We start from the raw sequence: 19594 nt of genomic DNA, 5'->3' as shown, positions 1-19594 counted from the left end.
CCCGGCGCCGGGGATACCGGAAGAGGAATACCGATGTACGACAGCATCATCTGCGGGCCGGTGATCGTGCCGACGTCGTGGTGATCGATCCGCAGCGGCTCGACGAGAGTGTGGACGGCTATGCCGAGCAGCCCGCGCCGTACTACGACAACCTTTCTCGCATGGTGAATCGCAACGACGCCACCGTGACGGCCGTATTCGTCGGGGGCACTTACATTTCGGCGAGGGGAAGGCGGCCGAGGTGCTCGGTACCCGGCGCACCGGTCGGTTCCCGCGGGCCGCCTGATCCGTGACCCGCTCGGCCGTGCCGATGTCAGGCGAGCCGGGAAGGTGCGGCCGGTGGGTCGCGCCGGGGCAGGGCGCGGGGCCGGTCCGGGCCCGGTACGAGTCACCACCGGGCCGGGTGGTGGCGCTGCTGGGCGCCCGCGTCGGCGAGCACGGTGTGCCGCAACCCCGTACAGTGGCGGTGCCCGCTACATCCTGGTGTTCGACCGGCAAATACTGGACGGCCTCATTTTGTCTGCGAATAGTCCTGTTTTTCGTATCCGGCTGCCGAATTCCGGTCAATAGCACCGATCTTCGAATCATCCCGCTAGGCTTGATATTGACGATCTGGTCCCGAAGGGTGGCCGCGCCGCGTCCGCATCTACCCGGGGGATCTCCGATGACTCCTGTCGAACCCGTAATTCCCGGCGACCAGCCCGCTCACGATCAGCGATCGCCCGCCCCGCCCGTCGTGCGCCCCGCGCCCGCGGATCGGGACATGGTCGTAGAACTGAGCGATCAACTGATCGATCGCATGTTCGCGATCGGCTTGCGCGTCCACAACGAGCTGGTGCGCTCCCGGCGCGCCGGCACGCCCAGGGAACGCAGGCAGGTGGACACCGTCACCATCACGTGCGCGATCGATGAACTCGACCGACTGATCCGCACCACCCGGACGTCCGTAGACCAGCTCGACGGGCCGGAGTTGCCATAGCGGGCGGGTCCAGTTCCCTTCGGGGCCTGTTCACCCGCGGCCGGCGCAACGCAGGGCCCAGGCGAGGGTTCCGACGGCGGCGGTATTCGCGATGCCGCGCAGGATGTTCAGCCGCACCCACGCCCCCTCGAACTGCCGTCGGAGCGCGGCGAGATCGCCACCGGCGGTGTCGGCGAGGCGGTTGTTGAGCGGGATGTTGCCGCCGGCGGTGATCAGGAGGCTGGTCACGTTGAGCACCAGCGCCGCCAGGATCCACCACAGCACGGTGCGCTGATCCGCGCGCAAATGCAGCGCGGCCGCCAGCGCGGTGAACGCGACCGATCCGAGAAAGCTGAACATGAAGACCGGATTGACGATCACCACATTGATCCGGTTCATCACCGCCACGAAGGTGCGATCATCGACCTGCCGCAACGCCGGCATCACCGAACTGGCATAGGCATAGAACACACCGGCCAGCAGGCCGGTCGAAATGGTCGCCACCACAAGGGAAGTGGTGCCGAGTGTCGAGGTGGTGCTTGCCTGCATCGTTGTCATGGAACAAGTACATCCCGGGTGGATGGACCAGGCCATCGTCATGACGCTCATGCACATAAGCGAGCGTCCATACCGGAAGACTCGCGGCTGGTCGGGAAGCACACCGGACGGCGGTCTGATCATCCAGCTCTACGTCGACCGCTGGGAATGGCTGATCCCGCTCGTCACCAGCTACGGCGCCGACGTCCTCGTCGAAGAACCGACCGAACTACGCCACGCCATCACCACGCACCTGACGCGGGCACTTGACGCCTATGAACAGGCAGTTTTCAATAAGGACAGCGGCCCGCCGCTGAGCGCTTCGGACTACCGCGCTCCACCACACCCCCATCCGGAACCCGAGTACTGCCGCGAGGACACCGACGCGGGCCACAGCATCCAGACGAACGCGGGCGCGGCAGCTCAGAATCGGTCACAGTCACGCGGTGGTCTCGCTCCCCAGAGGAATTGACGTGTGGATAGTGGCGTTGGTCAGCGTCGATGTCTGTCGAAGGGGGATATGGCGCTACTGTCGTTCGAGCAGGAACAGTGCCACGGTCAGGTGGACGAGGCACTCGTCAGGGTGGTGGTTCCGATGGGCGAAGCGTAGCTCGTAGGCTCGCGCTTCGGTCAGTTCGAGCAACTGCACCTGGCACATGTGCTCGGCCAGTGGGCCATCGGCCATCACAAAGCTGTTGGTACTCAATGGGTCTCCGGCCACACTCGCCGGGGTGGAAACTCCGTCTCTTCCCCCTCCGGCCCCTGTTCCGGCGGGAGCCGCAGACGCCCGGCCCGAACGGCCGTCACCAATTCGTCGAACGATTCTATGTACCAGGACAATTCGGCCGCATCACGCGCGCTGTGCTCGGGATCCTGCTGCCGGAGGGCATGCAGGACATACTTCCATGCCAACCAGGCAACCCACTGGCCGTACGATGACGGACTTCGCGGCGCATCATCTTGGTAGACAACGTCTTTGGTATGCCCGCCCGCTTCGCGGTCGATGAACCAGATGTACAGGTTCAGCTGTTCGTCGATCTTGGTCATGTCCTTCGGTCGCTGCTCATACACGTGCCGCCAGATCCCCGCCAGTTCTCGTCCTCCACGCAGCATCACCGTGCTCGGTTCCTCCGCTCCGGCGCACACCCGGAGGAACGGTGCGCAGTCCGGTAGTGGCTGATCCGGCATCGCTTCCACCGGAGGCACGGTGAATGCCAGCGGTCGGTCCGGGATGAGGCCGTAGTGGACGTGGTGAACGGGCCGGGCGGACGACTCGGCCGGTCGGTTGTCAGGCATAGATCATGCATCCCTTCGGTAGGGGGAGGTGTGAAACGCGAAGAACGAAGACGGAAGAACGAAAATCATTGTGAGAAAATGAATGTGGAACTGTTGCCCGGGTACCAGGCAACCGTCCAGGTCCTGCTTCAGTCCCATAAGTCCGCGCACGCCAACGGCGGCAGATCCGGGTGCACCTCGTCATCGACAGTGACAATGAGCTCTGGAAAGCCCTGCGCCAGTTCATCAGCCACGTTCTCCGCTTGCTCGGCACCGGCCTGGAAGTCCAGTCGGAGCGCACCGGATTCGATGTGAATGTGGCGGATACGCCGGAGTGGCCGGGGCGGGACGACGGGCCGCATCCGGCATCACATCCCCGGCCGCAGTCGCCGACCGGATTCGACCTCCGCCGTCAGGCGGGCGTATGCGGCGCACAGTTCGCTCAGCAGGTGAGCTTCGGCCGGCAGCAGGCGGGTACCGCCCTGTTCGGCACCCACCGGCGCATTCCCCGTGGCGCCGGCCCCGGCCCCCAGCTCCGCCATCCGGGCCGCGATCTCCCCGATGGTCTCGGTGTGCGTGGGCGCGGCCGCGTCCGGCGCACTGCGCTCCGGTTGTGTATTCATCTCGATCACCGCGGACGTGTCGTGGACGGCACCAGACGACCGGCCCCGGCCAACACCTGTAGTGCGGCAGCTTTGCGCGGGCAGCGCTTCGCCCGGCAGGCAATATGGAACTGCACGATGAGGTGAGCACGTTCGACGCTGAACGGCGTCTCCGGTGCGTAGTGGGTTTCCTGCCCGGTCAGCGCAATGGTTTGATGCATGGCCAGGGTGTGCATTCGGAAGTCGCCGAACCCCAATGCGGACAACGTTTCCGGTGCGGTATCGCCGTCGAGCGTGCGGGCCGCGTCGAGCACGAGCCATCTGTCGAGGCTGCTCAGCATCCATGCCGCGCGCAGCACATCCGTGCACAGATGTGCCTCGGGCACAAAACCGCTCAGTGCTGCCGCGATCTCGCGTTCGGACGGGACGGTGACAGTCATCCTCACCTCGAATCTCGTGGTTGTGAATCATTGGGGAATCGGCTGCTGTCCGGGGTCAGTTCGCCGTTGTCGACCAGCCAGCGGTAGGCGTCGCGCTTGCTGGCGCACCAGTGCCGGTCGCAGTTGCGATGCAATTGCATCCCACGATGGGCGGTCGTCGAATCGGCGATCGGTGCACCGCGGCCCTCATGGTCGAGACGGAGCCGGATCGTGTACGTCCCCCTTTCCGGTTGCGGTTCCGGTGCCGGGGTGTCGTCGGCAGGAATCACCTTCGCGAACCAGTACAGGGTCATGCACACGAACGCCCAGACCGCCAGCGTCATGCCCAGCGCGGGCGCCTCGCCGCTCACGGCCGGTCCACCCGCCGGCCGCGTAGCCAGCATTCGCGCGGCTCGACGGCCATCACGGACGCGAACGCGGATGCCGTGATCAGGCCGTCGCCGAGGTGTTCGCTACTCGGGGTGAATACGCCGTCGACGTCGGCGGCCGCGCACGCGCTGATCAGTTGTGCCGTGGGCGCCGCCCACATGCTCGCGGCACCGATGTACTCGCGCACCAGCTCGTACGGGCCGTCGTCGATCTCGCGGCGGATCATCCGATAGTGCCGGTCGGCGCTTGGGCCCGACAGATCGGCGCGTATCCAGATGATGACTCGCATCGGCCGGTCGGCCCCACTGGCGGACGGCTCCACTGTGCGGGCGTTCACTCGTAATCCCCCATTCCGGCGCTGGTGTACGCGGCCGCGGCCAGGTACGACGGGCACACACCCGGCGCCGCGTGGTCGGCGTGCATCCTGAGTAGCCACCCTGCATATTCGCGATCGGTGATCATCGGCTCCGCGCTGCACTCGTTTCGCTCTGTCCCGCAAGTCATCTCGACTACCTCGGTCGACTCGACAGGGTCGGATGCCTGCCGCCGGGGCGATGAAGGAAGACCCCGGCGGGGAGGCGCCCGGAGACGCCGAAGGCCAGAACCGCGAGGGATGGCGAAATTGCCGCGAGGACACTCCGCCACTTGTGGGTCCAACTCCAGCCCATTTTCGGATTCCCTTTGACTCAGATCGGGCAATCTTTCTGTTCCAGTACGTAACAAGGCTGGACCTGCAACGATCCTGAGCAAAGGGTAGGACTACACGGGCTTTAGCGATTTCTAGCGAGGCGATGTGACCACTTGGTGGACGGGCGCGGCAGTGAAGGCGCTGCGCATGGCGCTGCGGATGAGTCAGGCCGACTTCGCCCGGATGCTCGGCTGCGGCCAGAGAACTGTAAGTGGTTGGGAGAGAGGACAATCCGGTATTAATAAGACCGCCCAGCTTGCGCTGGACGAGGTTTGCGCAACACTGGATCCTGTGGTGCGAGCACGTTTCGAAGTGCTCGTCGAGGAGGATGACGTGGATCGAAGGGAATTCCTGAAGACAGCGGCTCTGGCGGCAGCCACAGCGGGTTCGGCTACGCCGACTGTCACCCCGGCGTCAATCGGGCATCTGCGGCAAACCGTGCACACGCTGAAGCTGCTGGACGACTCACTGGGTTCCGACGCCGCTAAACCGCTCATCGACGCCGCGGCGCGTACCTGCACGTCGCTGTTGCCGTACTGCCCGGAGCTGTTGAAACCTGATCTGTCACGGCTGACCGCTGAATCGGTTGCTTCCAGCGCGTGGGCGGCATGGGATCAGAAGGAGACCAGGCTGGCCGACCGGCTGTACAAGCAGGCATACGAGCACGCACTAGAGGCGGGCGACACCGACGTGCAAGCCGGGATCCTGGTAGATCGCACCTGTCTCGCTGTGGGGACCCACCGGTACTCCGATGCCGCCGACTACGCCGAGGGTGCGCTGGCCATCCGAGTACGTGACCCCCGGATGGCCGACCTCTTGGCATTGCACGCTGCGGAGGCGTACGCGCACGCCAACCGACGACAGGATGCCCGTAAACAGCTGGAAACTGTCTCGCGAAAATACACGGACAGGACGACGCCCGCCCAGTCGTACGCCTACATGATGGCCGAATGGGTCTCCATCTACCTCAACGGTTCCGTCTTGGAAGCGACCGGCGACCGCCGGGGTGCGGCTGAGGCAGTGGAGGAGTCGTTGCCACTCATCCCGTCGGATGCTGTACGCGATCAGGCTTCGACACTGCTCCGATTGGCTCGGCTCACCGCACCGCAGGACCTCGATCGCGCCACCGACGCCGCCAAGCAAGCCGTTCAACTCGCCAGGAAGAACACCTCGCCACGGTTGCGGGAGAACTACCGGAAGACCCGTGATCTGCTGTCACCGTGGGACGGTAGTTGTGCACTGCGCGATCTCGATGCGGTCGCCGATGAGGTGCTGTTCATCCGATGATCGACCGAATACAGTGACATAGGATTATCGCACGCATTAATAGAATTACGCGTTGTGCCACAACAATACTGGATGCTACGGGATGTGGTCGAGCCGCTCATTCGGCGGCCCCCCGCCGGATGAGCGGCTCGCCGAATCGGATGTCTCCCAGAGGATGAGATCGTCGTCTTCGGCGATCGTGACCATAAGCCGCCCGTCCGGACTGAACGCTATCGAGCGCACGTAGTTATCGTGCTCGGTGAGCGGCGCATTCACTACGCCTGGGCGCGTTGGCGGACACAACCGCGAGCGACATCCCGAACCTGTAGGCTCGAACTCTAGACGACTCCCGTTCCGGCAGGTCGGGCTGCCCGGTGGGCGGGCAGGGTGAACCCCTGTTGGCCGTGGGTGTTCCAGGCGTGGATGATGCCGAGGCCGAGCATTTCGTATTGCCAGAGTTCGGCGGTCTTCAGGGCGTGGTGGAGTCGGCACAGGCATTGCAGATTGCCGAGGACGCTCCAGCCGCCCACTGCCGGGTTGCGGTGGTCGAAGGGGACGATGTGGTCTATCTGGCAGTCGGTGGCGGGGGTGGTGCAGCCCGGGTGGCGGCAGGTCCCGTCGCGCAGCCGGACCGCCGCGGTGAGTGCGGCACCGGGTTGGTAGGTGAGGGCACCGGGTGGTGCTTGGTGAAATCCGCCGTGCCCGTGTGGATCCCAGGCGCGAATTGCCGCGGGATTCTTGTCGGCCATGGCTTCGAGGTTGTCGATGACCTGTTGCCAGAGCACGGGGGAGGGGCGGGTGGTGCGGCGCGGAGCCGTGCCGAATACGGCGCCGGCGGGTAGGCGGCGGGTGCGGGCGACGCTCACCCCAGTGTCCGGGGGCGGCTGGGGGACCAATTCTCGTGCGGCGGCGCTGTGTTCGACGGATGTGTCCGGACGTGGCCGTGACGGCGAACCCGCACTGACGGCGTCGGCTGCGGGGGAATCGTCAGAATATGTTTCGAAATGTCTTGTGCCGCAGTCGATATGCGGACTGTTGTCGATATGTGGACTGTTCCGGGTGCGGTCGCGCCTCGGCTCGGTGCGGCGGCGAATCTTGTGGCCAGGATATGTCGCCAGCAACGGATTGTTGGCGGCCATCGCCTCCGCGCCGACATCGGCAGGCGCCATGCCCGCGTGGACCGCTGAGCGCGTGGGAGCGATGTCGAGCCGCTCGGCGGTGTGGATGATGGCTTGCCAGGTCGCGTCTTTCGCGAGTTCACGGGTGGTGGCGGCGTCCAGGCAGCCGTAGCCGTCGAGGACGGCCGGGCTACCGCCGATGCCGAGCAGGGTGTCGACATCGCAACTGATGTGCAGCTGAACCTCGGGCGTGGCATGGACCGGGTTGTGGCGGGCGGCGCAGTCCGCGCTCTGGCAGGTGCATCGCAGGCTACTGTGTCCGCGCACCACCGCCATGTAGGCGTCGGCATAGCGCTGCTGCACATCGCGGTGATCGAGGGCGCACACGGTCTTGACCATCTGCCGCAGCTGCTGCCAGATCTCGGTGGTCTCCGCGGCGGTAAGCACCGCCCTGACCGCACCCATTCCGTGCGGCGCCCGCTGCGAATTCACCCGCCGACTCTGCTGTGCCCGCTCGACAGCATGCTCGGCGCCCTCCGGATCGGATTCCAGCAGTAGCCGATCGATCTCGACCCCCAGCGCTCGTGGCGCCAGGCGCTGCGCCACCGCGACGACGGTGGGTTCGATGGCGAACACGACCGCCGCCGGGGCCGCGGCGGTGTGTTCACAGATCGTGCGCACCTGTGCCGTGCCGATCCGGCCGGTAACGAACGCCTCCCGGATATCGTTGTGCCGCTCCAGAGTTCGGGTGGTGCGGATCCATGCACCGACGGCCGGATAACTGTTCGTGGTAGCCAGTGCCACCTCCGCGATCCCCGACCTCCGAGCAGCCTCCGCATCGAAATCGGCCCCGGGTGCGGCAGCGGCGTGATCGGACCGCAGGGCGACATACTGTGCCGCCAGCGCCATCTTCCGGGCGGCCGCGGCGGCCTCCTCGCGAGCGGCCGCGGCGATTTCGGCGAGCAGTTCCCGCTCGCCGTCGAGGATCGCCACGCTGTCGCTCATGTGTTCGATATTAGTGTGGACTTGATTGTTGGACAACGCTTTTCACATCGGCCTCGGAGAGCATCTGCGGTGCATTCCGGGTGCCGAAACCGGCCCGGCCCCGGTCACCGTTGACTCGAGTTCGTATCCGCGGTGGTGCGGCCGAGTTCGGTGCGGGCTCGGAGCAGCCTGCGGTCACCGCTGCCTACTATCGGATCCGCGTCGTCGAGCTGTTCGGCGGAGGCGACTTGTGATCTGCGGGGTGCTCAGCGGGTTCGGGTCGGTGGGACCGCCGGGGATTCCCAGGCTCGGGCGTAGCGCCGCTTGTCGGGGGCGTCTTGTTCCTTGCTGCGATAGACGATGTAGGGGCGGGTCAGGTAGCCGATGGGGGCGCTGAACATGTGGACCAGGCGGGTGTAGGGCCAGATGCCGATGAGGGTGAGGACCAGCAGGCCGTGGGCCTGGAAGGTCCAGGGGGTGCCGATCATCAGCTCGGGTTCGGGGTGGAGCGTGAAAAGGCTTCGGAACCAAGGGGATACGGTTTCGCGGTAGTTGTGCCTGCCCCAGAGCAGGTTGCTGCCTACGGTATTGAGCAGGCCGGTGATCAGGGCCCCGGCGAGCAGGACGTACATCACCTTGTCGTTGGTGGTGGTGGCCTGCCGGACGGCGGGCACGGTGAGGCGGCGGTAGAGCAGGATGGCGATGCCCGCGATGACGGCCACGCCTGCGATCGTGCCCGCCGAGACCGCGACCAGGTGGTAGACGTGCTCGGAGATGCCGACCGCCGCCGTCCACGACTCCGGGATGAGCACGCCGAGCACGTGCCCGCCGATGACGCCGAGCATCCCGAAGTGGAACAGCGGGCTGCCCAGGCGCAGCAGGCGGCTCTCGTAGATCTGGGAAGACCTTGTGGTCCAGCCGAATTGGTCGTTGCGGTAGCGCCACAGGTGGCCGAGCAGGAACGAGGTGAATGCCACGTAGGGCAGGGTCATCCAGAGGACTGTGGTCATCGTCGGCCTTCCGTTCCGGCGAACAGCGAGGGGTCCATGGCGAACGGGTCCAGGCCGACCTCTTCCTCCGGCGGGCCCTGGGCGGCGAGCTCGGCGATGCGGCGGCGGTCCGCGGTGGTCAGCGGCGGGAGGGTCGCGACCACGGCGGCGAGGACGCCCGCGTACGGAGATCCGCTGTCCGACAGCGACAGTCGCAGCAACTCGATGACGGGGACGTGCTCGCCGAGCAGGCGTTCGCCGCCGATCGGATCGACGGTGGCGGCGAACTCCAGCAGCACCGGGAGGTGGTCCGGCAGCTCCGTGTCGTCGAGTTCGGCGCCGGCGTGGCGGTAGGCGTGCTTGAACCTGAGCAGGGCCATGCCGCGCTTGCGGGTGTCGCCGTAGGCGTAGTAGGTCAGGTGCAGGCTGGCGCGGCGGCGCAGGTCGAAGGTCTCGACGTACTGCTGGGCCAGGGTGAGCGGTTCCGTGGTGCACAGATGGACGAGGAAGCGGTCCAGGTCGTCGCGCACCCCGTCCGGCAATTCCGCGATGGCGGCACTCAGTTCCTCCGCCATACCCAGGGTTTTCTCGCCGGGGTAGTCGAGCAGTAGTGCCGCTATCCGCCACACCAGGCGGCGGTCGCGCTCGGGCATCCGCACGGCCGGCTCGGGGCGGCGGCGTAGTTTCAGCAGGCTCATCGGGTGGTCCTTCCGTCGCGGCCGTCCCGTCGTCCGGGCGGACGTCGGCGATCGGGCGTTTCCGGTGGTCGAGCGGACCGGCGAGAGATGCCGCCGGAACCCGGCTCTCGCCGCGACGATGCGACGTGCCACGTGCGGGCGGGCCGGGCTACCGTGTCGGGTCGGATCGGATCGGACGGGTATCGAGCCCTCGGCCGCGACCTCCGCGGTCGTTGTGCCGCCTCCGACCGTCGGGGCCGGATGTGGGGGTGAGACGTCATCTCGCCACCCGGCTCGGCGCGGGCGTGGTGGCGCCGGAACCGCCTGTTGTATCGGCGTGGGAGCCATTGCCGTTCGTATCGACCGCCGACACGCGGTCGGCTCCGTCGGCGCCGGACCCGTTGTGCCCGTTGCCCTTCGCCCCGTTCCGCTCGGGCAGCAGGCCGTCGGTGTGCTTGCCGTCCCAGTTGAGCAGGTTGACGCGGTTCGACTTCTCCTCGGGTGCGGCGCCGTTGGTGTCGGTGAGGTGGAACTTCTCTACCATGGTGTCGAAGGCGGTCATACCGGGGCCGCCGTCGGTGTCCAGGCTGCACCCGGTCGCCAGCGAATCCAGTTCGTGCGCACGGGAGGTCGCTCCGCTGGGGATGACGTAGCGGTCCTCGTATTTGGCGATGGCCAGCAGCCGGTACATGGCCTCGATCTCCTCGGGCTCGAGCCGCACCGACTCCGGGATGGACAGGTCGGGCTCCTGGCCGAGGTTGATCGAGCGCATGAACGACCGCATACCGGCCAGCCGCTGTAGCGCCGCGCGCACCGGGCCGACATCACCCGCGGTGAACAGTTCGGCCAGATACTCCACGGGGATGCGCAGGGCGTCGATGGCGCCGAACAGGTTCGACACGTTCTCGCCGTCGTTCCCGGTCTCCGACAGCACATCGACCACCGGCGACAGCGGCGGCACGTACCAGACCATCGGCATGGTCCGGTACTCCGGATGCAGCGGCAGCGCGATCTGATAGTCGACGATCAGCTTGTAGACCGGCGAATCCTGCGCCGCGGCAATCCATTCGGGCGAGATTCCGGCGCGCTCCGCCTCGGCGATCACGCGCGGATCGTGCGGGTTCAGGAACACGCCCAGCTGCGCCGGGTAGAGGTCGGTGTCGTCGGTCGCGGACGCCGCGTCGAGCACGGCGTCCGCGTCGTACAGCATGACCCCGATGTAGCGCAGCCGCCCCACGCAGGTCTCCGAGCACACCGTCGGGATGCCGACCTCCACGCGCGGGTAGCAGAACGTGCACTTCTCCGCCTTGCCCGTCTTGTGATTGAAGTAGATCTTCTTGTACGGGCAGCCGGTGACGCACTGCCGCCAGCCGCGGCACTTGTCCTGGTCGACCAGGACGATGCCGTCCTCGGTGCGCTTGTAGATCGCGCCGGAGGGGCACGACGCCGCGCAGGACGGGTTGAGGCAGTGCTCGCAGATGCGCGGCAGGTAGAACATGAAGGTCTGCTCGAACTCGAGCTTCACCTGTTCGGACAGCTTGGCCAGCAACGGATCCTTGCCGACCTGCTCCGGGCCGGAACCCAGGTCGTCGTCCCAGTTGGCGCCCCAGGTGACCTTCGTATCCTCGCCGGTGATCAGCGATTTCGGCTTGGCCACCGGGGTGGTGTCCATGGCCGGTGCGCTCAGCAGATTGTCGTAGTCGTAGCTCCACGGGTCGTAGTAGTCCGACACCGTGGGCAGGTCCGGATTGGCGAAGATGTTGAGCAGCCGCTTCATTCGCGACCCGGATTTCAGGGTGAGCCGGCCCTTGCGGTCCAGCCGCCAGCCGCCCTTCCACTTCTCCTGATCCTGGTACTGCTTCGGATATCCTTGTCCCGGACGGGTTTCGACGTTGTTGAACCACACGTACTCGGTGCCCGCCCGGTTGGTCCACGCCTGCTTGCAGGTGACCGAGCAGGTGTGACAGCCGATGCATTTGTCCAGGTTCATCACCATGGCCAGCTGTGCCATGACACGCATGTCAGTACTCCTTCCGTGACGACGTGTACCGCCGCCGGACGGTGGTGGCGTTGCCGGTCGTTCCGGCGCGGGGCATGTCAGTACTCCACGTGCTGGGAGCGTTTGCGGATGGTGGTGACCTCGTCACGCTGGTTGCCGGTGGGGCCGTGGTAGTTGATCGCGAAGGACTGCTGGGCGTAGCCGCCGATCAGATGCGAGGGCTTGATCATGATGCGGGTCAGGGCATTGTGGATACCGCCGCGCTTACCGCGGCCGACGAAGGAGTCGCCGTTGGCACCGCCGCCGGAGGAGGTCCCATTTGTACCGCCGCCGGAGGAGGCCCCATTTGTACTGCCGCCGTTGTTCTTCGGTCCCTCGATGCGGGGCACGGCGACGGCACGGTCCTGGGCGTGGTACATGAACACGGTGCCCTCGGGCATGCGGTGGCTCACGATTGCGCGGGCGACGACGACACCGTTGCGGTTGATCGCCTCGATCCAATCATTATCGGCCACACCGATTTTCGCGGCGTCCAGCTCCGACATCCAGATCGCCTGACCGCCGCGGGAGAGCGTGAGCATGTGCAGGTTGTCCTGGTAGGCCGAGTGGATCGACCATTTCGAATGCGGGGTCAGGTAGCGCACGGTGACGCCGTGCTCGCCGACCTCGCCGACGCCGGGCTCCCGGAACAGGGCGGTCATATCGAGGGGTGGCCGGAAGATCGGGAGTTGTTCGCCGAGTTCGATCATCCAGTCGTGGTCGAGGTAGAAGTGCTGGCGGCCGGTGAGGGTGTGCCAGGGCTTGAGCCGCTCGGTGTTGATGGTGAACGGCGAGTAGCGGCGCCCGCCGGTCTCGGAGCCGGACCATTCCGGCGAGGTGATCACCGGAACGGGCCGGGCCTGGGTGTCGGCGAAGGTGATTCGCTTGCCCTCGTGCTCGGCCGCCAGGTCGGCCAGCTCCGTTCCGGTGCGGCGTTCCAGGGCCTGGAATCCCTCGACCGCGAGCCGCCCGTTGGTGGTGCCGGACAGCGCCAGGATCGCCTCGGCCGCGTGGATGTCCTTGGCCAGCGACGGACGGCCCTGTCCGGCACCGGAAATCACGGTGCCGTTGACGCCGGCGAGATAGCTCACCTCGGCCTCGGGGTGGGTGGTGACGCCCTTGGTGGTGAGGCCGAGCGACTCGACCAGCGGCCCGAGCGCGGCCATCTTCTCCGCGAGCTTCGGGTAGTCGCGCTCGACCACAACGAGTTTCGGCATGGTCCGGCCGGGGATCGGCTCGCACTCGCCGGCCTTCCAGTCCAGCACCCGGCCGCCGGGCTGGGCCAGCGCGTCGGGGGAATCGTGTTGCAGCGCCACCGCGACGAGGTCCTTGCGGACACCGAGGTGCTTCTCGGCCAGCCAGGAGAATCCGCGCGCGATGCGGTGGAACGCCTCGAAATCGGTCTTCGCCTCCCACGGTGGGGAGATGGCGGGGGAGAAGGCGTGCACGAACGGGTGCATATCCGTCGAGGACAGGTCGTGCTTCTCGTACCAGGTCGCCGCCGGCAGCACGATATCGGAGAACAGCGTGGTCGAGGTCATCCGGAAGTCCAGTGACAGCAGCAGATCCAGCTTCCCGCTGGGCGCCTCGTCGCGCCATTCCAGCTCCTGCGGCCGGATTCCGGTGGTGTCGGTCGTCTGCAGGTTGGAGTCGGCGCCGAGCAGATGCTTGTGGAAGTACTCGTTGCCCTTACCGGACGAGCCGAGCAGGTTCGCCCGCCACACCGTCAGGCAGCGCGGGAAGTTCTCCGGCGCGTCCGGATCCTCACACGCGAACCGCAGGTCGCCGGACTTCAGCCCGTCGACCACGTGGTCCTGCGGCGTCTTGCCCGCGGCCTCGGCCTCGTCGACCAGGTCCAGCGGATTGCGGTCGAAGGTCGGATACGACGGCATCCAGCCCAGCCGCGATGCCAGCGCGATGTTGTCGGCGGCGGTGCGCCCGGCGAACCGCCCCGATGCCAGTGGGGAGGAGAAGGATTCGGCGGTGAACGGGTCGTAGCGCCACTGATCGTTGGCCAGGTACCAGTACACCGTGCCCTGCATCTGCCGCGGCGGCCGCTGCCAGTCCAGGCCGAATGCCAGTGTCGCCCAGCCGGTCACGGGTCGGCACTTCTCCTGGCCGACGTAGTGTGCCCAGCCGCCGCCGTTCACGCCCTGACAGCCGGTCAGCAGCGTCAGCGTGAAGAACGACCGGTAGATCTGATCGGAGTGGAACCAGTGATTGGTGCCGGCACCCATCAGGATCATCGAGCGGCCGCCGGACCGATCGGCGTTGTCGGCGAACTCGCGGGCGATGCGCGCCGCCTGCACGGCCGGGACGCCGGTGATGGCCTCCTGCCAGGCCGGTGTGTAGGGCCCGTCGGGATCGTCGTAGCCGGTCGGCCAGTTGCCCGGCAGGCCGTCACGGGCCACGCCGTACTGAGCGAGGAGCAGATCGAACACGGTCGTCACCCGCTTGCCCGCAACGATTCTGGTCGGTACCCCGCGGGTGAGCACCCCGCCCTCGCTGCCGTCGAAGCGGGGAAACTGCACGGCCGCAGCGTCGTTGGTGCGGCCGTGCAGCGTCAGCAGGGGATCGACGTCCCCCAGGTCCAGATTCCAGTGCCCGGCGCCGGATTCGGAGAAGCGGTGGCCCAGCGTGCCGTTCGGCACCACCGGATTTCCGTCGGCGTCCAGCAGCACCGTCTTGTGCTCGGCGCCCTCGGAGCCGAACTCCGCGAGCCCGCTCGCGGCGAGATCGGCGGCGGTGAGGAACTTTCCGGGCACCCAGGTATGTCCGCGGTACTCGCCGTCGGCGTTCCAGCCCTCGTGCTCGTCGAGGGTGATCAGGAACGGCAGATCGGTGTACTGCCGCACGTAGTCGAGGAAACGGGGCGTGGACTTGTCGACGAAGAACTCCTTCAGCACCACGTGCCCCATCGACATGGCAAGCGCCGCATCGGTTCCCGGCCGGGCCGGCACCCACTCGTCGGCGAACTTGGTGTTGTCGGCGTAGTCCGGCGAGACCACGACCACCTTCTGCCCGCGGTAGCGCGCCTCGGTCATGTAGTGCGCGTCCGGGGTGCGCGTCACCGGCACGTTGGAGCCCCACATGATCAGGTAGCCGGCGTCGAACCAGTCGGCGGACTCCGGTACGTCGGTCTGGTCGCCGAACACCTGCGGCGAGGCCACCGGCAGATCGGCGTACCAGTCGTAGAACGACAGCATCGACCCGCCCAGCATCGAGATGAACCGCGCCCCCACCGCATGCGACACCATCGACATGGCCGGGATCGGCGAGAACCCGGCCACGCGGTCCGGTCCGTACCGCTTGATCGTGTGGACGTGCGCGGCCGCGGCGATCTCGGCGGCCTCCCACCACTCGGCGCGCACGAATCCGCCCTTGCCGCGGGCGGCCTTGTACCGCTTCGCCTTCTCCGGATCCTCGACCAGCGACTCCCACGCCATCACCGGGTCCTTCAGCCGCGCCTTGGCCTCTCGATACATCTCCAGCAGCACCCCGCGCACATACGGATACCGCACGCGCGCAGGCGAATACGTGTACCAGGAGAACGACGCGCCGCGCGGGCAGCCGCGCGGCTCGTACTCCGGCTTCTCCGAGCCGACCGACGGGTAATCGGTCTGCTGCGACTCCCAGGTGATCACGCCGTCCTTGACGTAGATCTTCCACGAGCAGGATCCGGTGCAGTTCACCCCGTGCGTGGAGCGCACCACCTTGTCGTGCGCCCACCGGTCGCGATAGAACTCGTCGGCGTCGCGCCCGCCCACCTTGTGCACCGTTCGCAGGTCGTCGGCCACCTCGCCGCGGTGGAAATATTTGCCCAACCGGAGTAGCGCGTCGCCCGAGCCGTCGGCTCGTCCATTCGTATGCGAAATAACCACAGCGCCCCCTTCGAGCTGAGAATCCGGGCTGCTGCTCCGAGAGTAAGGACGTCGGGAGGTGCCGTAAAACGCTTCTCTCACAACGCTCCGAGGGGGCCGGTGAGCTGTGAGGCCGGGGAAACGTGGTGGTCACTGTGCCGTAGCGATGCGACCCGACCTGCTCGGAGGCGACCTGGGCGTATACCGGTTTCCGAGGTTTCGGGGGGTCGTGCCGGGCCGGTCGGGTGATGCTTTGGAAACGGCTGGTTCTCGGGCACTTTACATTTGTTTACATATCCGGGAGCCGTGGCAGGGGCCGATTTTCCCACCACGGCGCGACCGGCGACGCCCAGGCTACGGCGCCCGAATTACCGCGTGGTAAATCGTTTGCCAGGCGGTCGCCACCGGATTTCCACCACCCCCCGCCGGTGTCCGGATAGGGTGCGGATCATGGAGCGATTCGAGGCCACCATCCGTGCGGCCCGCGGTGGTGGCGCGTACGTCCCGGTGCCGGCCGGCGTGGTGGCGGCGCTCGGCGGCGGTGGCCGGATCCCGGTGCGTGCCACCTTCGACGGCGTCGAGTACGTCGGGTCGATCGTGTCGATGGGCGACGGCCCGTGCATCGGGCTGCTGAAGGCGATCCGCGCGGCTCTCGGCAAGGAACCCGGTGAGACGGTGCGCGTCACCGTGGAACGGGACACCGCCGAACGCACGGTGGCGGTCCCCGACGACCTGGCCGCGGCCCTCACCGCCGCGGGCCTGCGCGAGCAGTTCGACCGGTTGTCCTACACCCGCCGCCGCGAGCACGCCGCCTCCGTCTCCGACGCCAAGCGAGCGCAGACCCGCGCCCGGCGCATCGACAAGATCCTCGACGGCCTGCGCGGATAGCCTCACCAGCAGAAACGCATCGGGTTGGCGAACATCGCCGCGACCACGACCAGGTCGACCACGACGGCCACCCAGGCGGCGGGGACCGCCCAGCGCGAGCGAAACACGAACGCGCACAGGGCGAACGGCAGCGTCCAGATGGCCAGGGTGGCGATGACCCACCAGCCGCCGGCCATATCCACTCGGGGCGTGGTGGATCCGCAGCGGGTGTCGGCGGCCGCGAACAGGCCGATCGCAACACTGCAGGCCGCCACGGCGGTCCACACGGTCGCGGCACCCGCGGCGGCCACCCACGGAACGTGCCGATGCGGCTGCACAATCCCTATCCTGCATCGATGCGCTCTCCGTTGGGGCCGATTTCGGTCCGATCGGTGTGCCGTCTTCGACGGGACCCGGTTATTCGGCTACGAGTTCGGCCTCCGACTCGACGGCACGGGCCGTCCGCTCGGGGACGCGCAGCTCTCCCGAGGTGTAGGTGACCGCGCGCAGGTCGCCGGTGTAGCGGAACGGTCCGCGGCGTTGACGCAGGTCCCAGTCCACCGGTCCGCGGGCGTCGAGGCCGACGGAGATGCCCGTCCACGGCGACATGCCGACCAGCTGAACCCGATCGGGCAGGCGCGCGGCCGTCGTGCCGTCGATGCCGAGGGCGAAATCCCAGCGCAGCCGCGGTCTTACGGACGCGGTGATGCTGATCTCCCGCGCCCCCACCGGGAGCGGGGCCGTCGCGGTGGCGTAGCGGCCGTAGCCGTTGTACCCGAACACGACTCGGCCGTCCTCGACATACAGCAGGTAGCCGCCCTGCGGGTCGCCGTGCGCCACCAGCACGCCCTCGTCCCCGGAGCGATATCCGCCCAGTTCGGCGGTGACGGTGAAGTCGCGATAGGCGATCAGCCGCTGGGATCGGTACCGCTCCAGGGTCGGGGTGCCGGGTAGTAACCGCACCGGCTCGGCCAACCGGGCCTCCTCGGGCCTGCGCCGTGCCAGATCCGCGCGGGTGAGCAGCGGGAATACGGTGTTGCGCCAGGCGGCCTCGTCCCAGGCGCGGGCCAGTTCGGCGACCTTGTCCGGAAAATCTTGCGCGACGTCGTGTAGTTCGGTCGGGTCGGTCCGCACGTCGAACAACTGCCAGCGCGGGTCGTCGATATCCGTGCCCGGTTCGTGCAGGGCCAGCAGTTTCCAGCCGTCGCGGTAGAAGCCGCGGTGCCCGGTCATCTCCGAGTACTGCTCGAGGTGCCGGGAGCCGGCCCGCGGATCGCGGAGTACCGGCACCGCCGAGACGCCGTCGAAGTCCTTGGCGGGCTTCCCGTTGCGCACGCCGGGCCGGTGCAGGCCCGCCAGTTCCAGCAGGGTCGGGGCGAGGTCGGTCACGTAGGTGTACTCGCGGCGGATCTCGTTGGCGGGCAACCCCTTCGGCCAGGAAACGACGAACGGTACTCGCACGCCGCCGGCGAAGGTCTGGCCCTTGTAGAACCGGAACGGCGTATTCGACGCCTGGCCCCAGCCGCGCGGATAGTGCACGCCGAGCCGGGCGGTGCCGATCAACTCCTCGTCGTGCGGCACGTCGCCGACCCAGTCCGGATCGTCGACGTGCGCGAACTCCGCCAGGTAGCTGCGGGTTCCGATCGGACCGCCCTCGGCGGTGCCGCCGTTGTCGGAGGTGAACACCACGATGGTGTCGTCGAGTTCACCCAGCAGGTCCACCGTATCGAGCAACCGGCCCAGGTTCTGGTCGATGTTGTCGACCATCGCCGCGTAGACCTCCATGTAGCGGGCGAAACGGCTCTGCTGGTCGGCCGGTAGCGAATCCCATTCCTGGGCCTCGTATCCCGGCTCGGTGTTGCGCGGCTTCTGCCGTGTCCCGGCCGGGAACAGGCCCTGCGCGAGCTGGGCGGCGAAACGGCTGTGCCGCAGCCGGTCCCAGCCCTCGGCGTAGCGGCCCCGGTACTTGTCCAGATCGACCTGCTTCGCTTGCAGGGGGCCGTGCACGGCGACGTGGGCGAAATACAAGAAGAACGGTTTCGTCGCGTCGTGCGCCCGCAGGTCCTTCAGATACGACATCGCCCTGTCGGTCAGGTCGTCGGTGACGTAGTAGTCGTCGGGATAGGACTCGACATCGACTACCGAGCTGTCGGAAACGATCTGATTCGGGTAGAAGAAGGAGTTGAACCCCTCCAGCGACCCGTAGTAGCGGTCGAAACCGCGCTGTGTCGGCCACGAACCACGGTGTGCCGCAGGGTTCATGGTGGCGTCGCGTACCAGATGCCACTTGCCGACCGCGTAGGTGGCATAGCCGTTCTCCCGCAGGATCTCCGGCAGCGTGAGCACATCCTCGGCGAGCTCCAGGCGCAGCCCCGGATAGCCCGGATCGGCATTCGCGACGAATCCGAAACCCGCTCGGTGCGCATTGATTCCGGTGAGCAGCGCGGCCCGCGACGGCGAGCACAGCGGGGTGGTGTGATAGTTGGTGAGCCGGATCCCGCGCTCGGCCAGGCGGTCCAGGTTCGGTGTCTCGATCTCCGAACCGAACGGCCCGATATCGCTGAAGCCCATGTCGTCGACGAGGACCACGATGATGTTCGGGGCCTGCGCGGGGGCGGTCGGCGGAGAGGTCCATCGCGGGGTGGAATCGGCGGCGGTGCGGCCGGCGGTTCCGGTGAAGTTCTCGTAGCCGCGGGCGTGGTCGGGCACTGACATCGGTCCAGCGAAACCGCCCGCCGAGGCGGTTCACCAGAGTTTGACGCAGAGTGCGCGCAACCGGTGCCCGGCCGCATCCGGCTGGTTAGCGTGAACGCCATGCACGCGAGTCGACCCCGGCCGCCCGGAGACAGTTCCGGCGAGCCGTCGTGCCGCTGCCGTTTCGGATGTGACTGACGCCGGCATCGGCGCGCCCCACCGAATCCGCTTC

The 19594-nt window shown here is 67.2% G+C and carries 18 protein-coding genes and 1 pseudogene; 5 read left to right on the top strand and 14 right to left on the bottom strand.

The window, feature by feature from the left end:
• Positions 1-47: 47 nt before the first annotated feature.
• Both D892_RS48290 and D892_RS0102675 read left to right on the top strand, forming a co-directional pair.
• Positions 48-286: pseudogene (locus D892_RS48290) on the top strand (hypothetical protein); the annotation flags it as partial.
• 477 nt (positions 287-763) lie between these two features.
• The gene (locus D892_RS0102675; protein WP_024799766.1) at positions 764-979 is read left to right on the top strand and encodes a hypothetical protein; all 216 of its coding nucleotides are present in this window, start codon (positions 764-766) and stop codon (positions 977-979) included.
• A 30-nt stretch (positions 980-1009) separates the two neighbouring features.
• On the opposite strand, the gene D892_RS0102670 is transcribed toward D892_RS0102675, so the two are convergent.
• Complete coding sequence (locus tag D892_RS0102670; RefSeq protein WP_024799765.1) at positions 1010-1516, bottom strand: DUF1772 domain-containing protein; 507 nt, start codon at positions 1514-1516, stop codon at positions 1010-1012.
• A gap of 22 nt (positions 1517-1538) precedes the next feature.
• Between D892_RS0102670 and D892_RS0102665 the strand changes: the two genes are divergently transcribed.
• Positions 1539-1967 (top strand): WYL domain-containing protein, encoded by a 429-nt coding sequence (locus tag D892_RS0102665; protein WP_024799764.1) that lies wholly within the window; start codon positions 1539-1541, stop codon positions 1965-1967.
• 54 nt (positions 1968-2021) lie between these two features.
• On the opposite strand, the gene D892_RS47545 is transcribed toward D892_RS0102665, so the two are convergent.
• The 6 genes from D892_RS47545 to D892_RS0102630 form a co-directional block, all read right to left on the bottom strand.
• Complete coding sequence (locus D892_RS47545; RefSeq protein WP_198036817.1) at positions 2022-2180, bottom strand: hypothetical protein; 159 nt, start codon at positions 2178-2180, stop codon at positions 2022-2024.
• 17 nt (positions 2181-2197) lie between these two features.
• Positions 2198-2542, bottom strand: coding sequence for a hypothetical protein (locus D892_RS46320; protein ID WP_156959354.1), 345 nt, complete (start codon positions 2540-2542; stop codon positions 2198-2200).
• A 596-nt stretch (positions 2543-3138) separates the two neighbouring features.
• A complete protein-coding gene (locus tag D892_RS0102645; protein WP_156959353.1) occupies positions 3139-3393 on the bottom strand; it encodes a hypothetical protein in 255 nt (84 codons plus the stop codon).
• Between the two features lie 5 nt (positions 3394-3398).
• On the bottom strand, positions 3399-3812 hold the full coding sequence (locus tag D892_RS0102640) for a hypothetical protein (protein ID WP_024799759.1): 414 nt from the start codon (positions 3810-3812) through the stop codon (positions 3399-3401).
• Positions 3813-3814: 2 nt separating this feature from the next.
• On the bottom strand, positions 3815-4162 hold the full coding sequence (locus D892_RS0102635) for a hypothetical protein (protein ID WP_024799758.1): 348 nt from the start codon (positions 4160-4162) through the stop codon (positions 3815-3817).
• Positions 4159-4518 carry a hypothetical protein gene (locus D892_RS0102630; RefSeq protein WP_024799757.1) on the bottom strand — a complete coding sequence of 120 codons (360 nt, stop codon included), beginning with the start codon at positions 4516-4518 and terminating at the stop codon, positions 4159-4161. The genes D892_RS0102635 and D892_RS0102630 overlap by 4 nt, the downstream gene beginning before the upstream one ends.
• Before the next feature lie 483 nt (positions 4519-5001).
• Here D892_RS0102630 and D892_RS0102620 point away from each other — a divergent pair, with 483 nt between their 5' ends.
• The gene (locus D892_RS0102620) at positions 5002-6156 is read left to right on the top strand and encodes a DNA-binding transcriptional regulator (protein ID WP_156959352.1); all 1155 of its coding nucleotides are present in this window, start codon (positions 5002-5004) and stop codon (positions 6154-6156) included.
• A gap of 317 nt (positions 6157-6473) precedes the next feature.
• On the opposite strand, the gene D892_RS0102610 is transcribed toward D892_RS0102620, so the two are convergent.
• The 5 genes from D892_RS0102610 to D892_RS0102585 form a co-directional block, all read right to left on the bottom strand.
• Positions 6474-8258: an HNH endonuclease signature motif containing protein gene (locus D892_RS0102610; protein WP_024799754.1), complete on the bottom strand. Its 1785-nt coding sequence runs from the start codon at positions 8256-8258 to the stop codon at positions 6474-6476.
• A gap of 245 nt (positions 8259-8503) precedes the next feature.
• Positions 8504-9247, bottom strand: a complete 744-nt coding sequence (narI, locus tag D892_RS0102600; RefSeq protein WP_024799753.1) for a respiratory nitrate reductase subunit gamma — start codon at positions 9245-9247, stop codon at positions 8504-8506.
• Entirely contained in the window at positions 9244-9924 is a 681-nt protein-coding gene (gene narJ / locus D892_RS0102595) for a nitrate reductase molybdenum cofactor assembly chaperone (protein ID WP_024799752.1), read from the bottom strand. The genes narI and narJ overlap by 4 nt, the downstream gene beginning before the upstream one ends.
• A 256-nt stretch (positions 9925-10180) precedes the next feature.
• Positions 10181-11914 (bottom strand): nitrate reductase subunit beta, encoded by a 1734-nt coding sequence (narH, locus tag D892_RS0102590; protein ID WP_024799751.1) that lies wholly within the window; start codon positions 11912-11914, stop codon positions 10181-10183.
• 86 nt (positions 11915-12000) lie between these two features.
• Positions 12001-15822 carry a nitrate reductase subunit alpha gene (locus D892_RS0102585; RefSeq protein WP_024799750.1) on the bottom strand — a complete coding sequence of 1274 codons (3822 nt, stop codon included), beginning with the start codon at positions 15820-15822 and terminating at the stop codon, positions 12001-12003.
• Between the two features lie 429 nt (positions 15823-16251).
• Here D892_RS0102585 and D892_RS0102580 point away from each other — a divergent pair, with 429 nt between their 5' ends.
• Positions 16252-16689 carry a YdeI/OmpD-associated family protein gene (locus D892_RS0102580; RefSeq protein ID WP_024799749.1) on the top strand — a complete coding sequence of 146 codons (438 nt, stop codon included), beginning with the start codon at positions 16252-16254 and terminating at the stop codon, positions 16687-16689.
• Positions 16690-16691: 2 nt separating this feature from the next.
• On the opposite strand, the gene D892_RS0102575 is transcribed toward D892_RS0102580, so the two are convergent.
• Together D892_RS0102575 and D892_RS0102570 are read right to left on the bottom strand one after the other, a co-directional pair.
• Positions 16692-17006, bottom strand: coding sequence for a hypothetical protein (locus D892_RS0102575; protein WP_024799748.1), 315 nt, complete (start codon positions 17004-17006; stop codon positions 16692-16694).
• 79 nt (positions 17007-17085) lie between these two features.
• Positions 17086-19383, bottom strand: coding sequence for an arylsulfatase (locus D892_RS0102570; RefSeq protein WP_024799747.1), 2298 nt, complete (start codon positions 19381-19383; stop codon positions 17086-17088).
• Between the last annotated feature and the right edge of the window lie 211 nt (positions 19384-19594).

Source organism: Nocardia sp. BMG51109 (assembly GCF_000526215.1).
GTDB lineage: Bacteria > Actinomycetota > Actinomycetes > Mycobacteriales > Mycobacteriaceae > Nocardia.
The sequence above is the reverse complement of the archived record's forward strand: the minus strand, read 5'-3'. Positions and strand labels throughout refer to the sequence as shown.

What these genes read in the sequence shown, in the direction of transcription:
- D892_RS0102675 (WP_024799766.1), top strand. Translation starts at nt 764, where the DNA reads ATGGTCGTAGAACTGAGCGATCAACTGATCGATCGCATGTTCGCGATC.
- D892_RS0102670 (WP_024799765.1), bottom strand. Translation starts at nt 1,516, where the DNA reads ATGACAACGATGCAGGCAAGCACCACCTCGACACTCGGCACCACTTCC.
- D892_RS0102665 (WP_024799764.1), top strand. Translation starts at nt 1,539, where the DNA reads ATGGACCAGGCCATCGTCATGACGCTCATGCACATAAGCGAGCGTCCA.
- D892_RS47545 (WP_198036817.1), bottom strand. Translation starts at nt 2,180, where the DNA reads ATGGCCGATGGCCCACTGGCCGAGCACATGTGCCAGGTGCAGTTGCTC.
- D892_RS46320 (WP_156959354.1), bottom strand. Translation starts at nt 2,542, where the DNA reads ATGACCAAGATCGACGAACAGCTGAACCTGTACATCTGGTTCATCGAC.
- D892_RS0102645 (WP_156959353.1), bottom strand. Translation starts at nt 3,393, where the DNA reads ATGAATACACAACCGGAGCGCAGTGCGCCGGACGCGGCCGCGCCCACG.
- D892_RS0102640 (WP_024799759.1), bottom strand. Translation starts at nt 3,812, where the DNA reads ATGACTGTCACCGTCCCGTCCGAACGCGAGATCGCGGCAGCACTGAGC.
- D892_RS0102610 (WP_024799754.1), bottom strand. Translation starts at nt 8,258, where the DNA reads ATGAGCGACAGCGTGGCGATCCTCGACGGCGAGCGGGAACTGCTCGCC.
- narI (WP_024799753.1), bottom strand. Translation starts at nt 9,247, where the DNA reads ATGACCACAGTCCTCTGGATGACCCTGCCCTACGTGGCATTCACCTCG.
- narJ (WP_024799752.1), bottom strand. Translation starts at nt 9,924, where the DNA reads ATGAGCCTGCTGAAACTACGCCGCCGCCCCGAGCCGGCCGTGCGGATG.
- narH (WP_024799751.1), bottom strand. Translation starts at nt 11,914, where the DNA reads ATGGCACAGCTGGCCATGGTGATGAACCTGGACAAATGCATCGGCTGT.
- D892_RS0102580 (WP_024799749.1), top strand. Translation starts at nt 16,252, where the DNA reads ATGGAGCGATTCGAGGCCACCATCCGTGCGGCCCGCGGTGGTGGCGCG.
- D892_RS0102570 (WP_024799747.1), bottom strand. Translation starts at nt 19,383, where the DNA reads ATGTCAGTGCCCGACCACGCCCGCGGCTACGAGAACTTCACCGGAACC.